Annotated in this window: 2 protein-coding genes; both read right to left on the reverse strand. The window is 38.6% G+C overall.

Going from position 1 to position 2,298, the window contains the following annotated elements:
- On the reverse strand, positions 1–662 hold a 662-nt coding region (locus LC574_RS36355), incomplete at its 3' end, for a PstA family ABC transporter permease (RefSeq protein ID WP_229458473.1).
- 63 nt (positions 663–725) lie between these two features.
- On the reverse strand, positions 726–1,727 hold the full coding sequence (pstC, locus tag LC574_RS36360; RefSeq protein ID WP_229458474.1) for a phosphate ABC transporter permease subunit PstC: 1,002 nt from the start codon (positions 1,725–1,727) through the stop codon (positions 726–728).
- Between the last annotated feature and the right edge of the window lie 571 nt (positions 1,728–2,298).

Genomic DNA, 2,298 nt, shown 5'->3' on the forward strand with positions numbered 1-2,298 from the left:
TCACCAGCAGCACGAGCTATAGCTAATAAAATGCCTGTAGTAATTCCGGGAATTGCAGCTGTGACAACAATGCGAAGGGTAGTTTGAAAGCGAGTTCCGCCTAAAGCAGCAGAGGCTAGACGTTGAGATGTGGGAATCAGTTTTAAGGATTCTTCTGTTGTCAGTATAATTACAGGTAGCATAATTACGGCTAAAGCAAAACCGCCTGCGATCGCACTAAATCCTTTAGTTACCAAAACTATCACACCGTAAGCAAATACGCCTACAACTATTGAAGGCACGCCTGTTAAAATACTGCTGATAAAACGAACAAAACTAGCAATTGAGTTGGTTTGACCAAATTCTGCCAAGAAAATCCCTGTCATTATCCCTGTGGGAATGCTTAAAATAGCACCAATTCCCACCATAATCATGGTTCCCAGGATGGCATTGCCAAAGCCATTGTCAATAACTGTTTTGACAAACATTTCCGATTTCAGTCCAGATATTCCCCGGATGAAAATTTCCCACAAAATTGATAATAAAGGAATGAGTGCTAGACCTGTAAAACCAAAGGCGATCGCATTCATTGCATAGGTAAATATTAGTCGCTCTGTTGGCAGAGGACTGCATAATTCTGTCGCCAGAGATTCATCAGTTTCTGACTGAATGTAACCACTCATATTTTTTATTAATTTTGATTAATAAACGTTTTTTTACATTGAGGTATTTGTATTAAGATAGTGCTATTTATTTTTCCTGCTAATCCATTTCACCAATAGTACAGCGCTAATATTTACAGCTAGAGTCAACCCAAACAAAATCAACGCCAAATAGCTTAAAGCACCTATATGCAAACCCGGTTCAGCTTCGGCAAATTCATTAGCTAATACAGAGGGAATTGTATAACCTGGATTGAGTAAAGAAGCACTGATTTGAGCAGAGTTGCCAATTACCATAGTGACAGCCATTGTTTCACCCAAAGCACGTCCCAAGGCGAGCATTGCTGCACTCACTATTCCAGAAAATCCAGCTGGTAGCAAGACCCGAAAAATTGTTTCCCAACGAGTACCACCTAAAGCCATAGATGCACTACGTAATTCTTTAGGGATAGCCATTAAGACATCACGAGTAATTGCTGCCATTGTAGGCAAAATCATGATTGCTAGAATAATTCCAGCAGTCAACATATTAGTTCCAGAAGGGTCTTTTGTATTAAATAGTGGTATCCATCTAAAAGTGCTGGCTAGCCATTTTTGTAGAGGTTCTAAAACTGGAATAAAGATAAAAATCGCCCACAAACCAATAATGACACTGGGAATTGCTGCAATTAATTCAACAACAAATGCTAGTGTGGTTCGCAGGGATGAAGGTAAGAAATTTTCACTCGTGACTAAGGCTACTGCTATTCCGACTGGGACAGCCAATAAAATAGCGATCGCACTACTTACCAAAGTTCCATAAATATAGGGTAATGCAGCAAAAATCTGATTACCTGTATCCCAATCTTGACCCCACAAAAACTCCAATCCAAACTGCTTAATGGCTGGTAAAGCTTCGTGTAAAATTACCCAACTCATCAAAAATAGCACTGCAACAGTAATCACGGCAAAAAAGTATACTAGCCGTGTAAAACCTTGGTCAAACCAAAGATTTGTGCCGCCAATAGCTGTTAAATTGAAATTTTCATCGCCTAGATTAGAATCATGTGATGAATTTCTGTCGGCTGGTTCCGATGAATTTGCCATTACAAATTAATCAAATAGATTTTTTTATTGCTAGTATAGCAATCCTATTTGAGTTGTAAAAATTATCGAACCGCCAAGACGCCAAGAGCGCCAAGAGGAGAAGGAGAGAAGTTTACAAATCATTTAGGACTGCTATAGAGTGAGTTGTTAACTCAATCTATTAGGAGAGGAAAGTAGGCTGATGCGCGTCTAGATTGTACATTGCAATTGTTAAAACTGTCATGCAGTCAATGGTCATCTGTCTTTTAAATACAAATGACTAATGACAACCCTATTGTACATTGCAATTGTTAAGACTGTCATGCAGTCAATGGTCATCTGTCCTTTTAAATACAAATGACTAATGACAACCCTCTCCTGAAGGAGACGCTGCGCGAACACGAGTAAATATACAATTTAAATGCGTAACAGCTTAGTAAAATTCACGACTTAAGCATTGAAAATCTAAAACCTTGATTCACCCTAGAGCGTGTTTTCAAACTACTCATTTAGTTTACTAAATTTTTATATTCTCCTAAATGCCACGATAAATTGGGAACTTTAAGAGACTCTTAGCCCCCTTTTTTAAAGG

It is taken from the genome of Nostoc sp. CHAB 5715 (assembly GCF_020829685.1).
In the GTDB taxonomy this organism is placed as follows: domain Bacteria; phylum Cyanobacteriota; class Cyanobacteriia; order Cyanobacteriales; family Nostocaceae; genus Nostoc.

What these genes read in the sequence shown, in the direction of transcription:
- pstC (WP_229458474.1), bottom strand. Translation starts at nt 1,727, where the DNA reads ATGGCAAATTCATCGGAACCAGCCGACAGAAATTCATCACATGATTCT.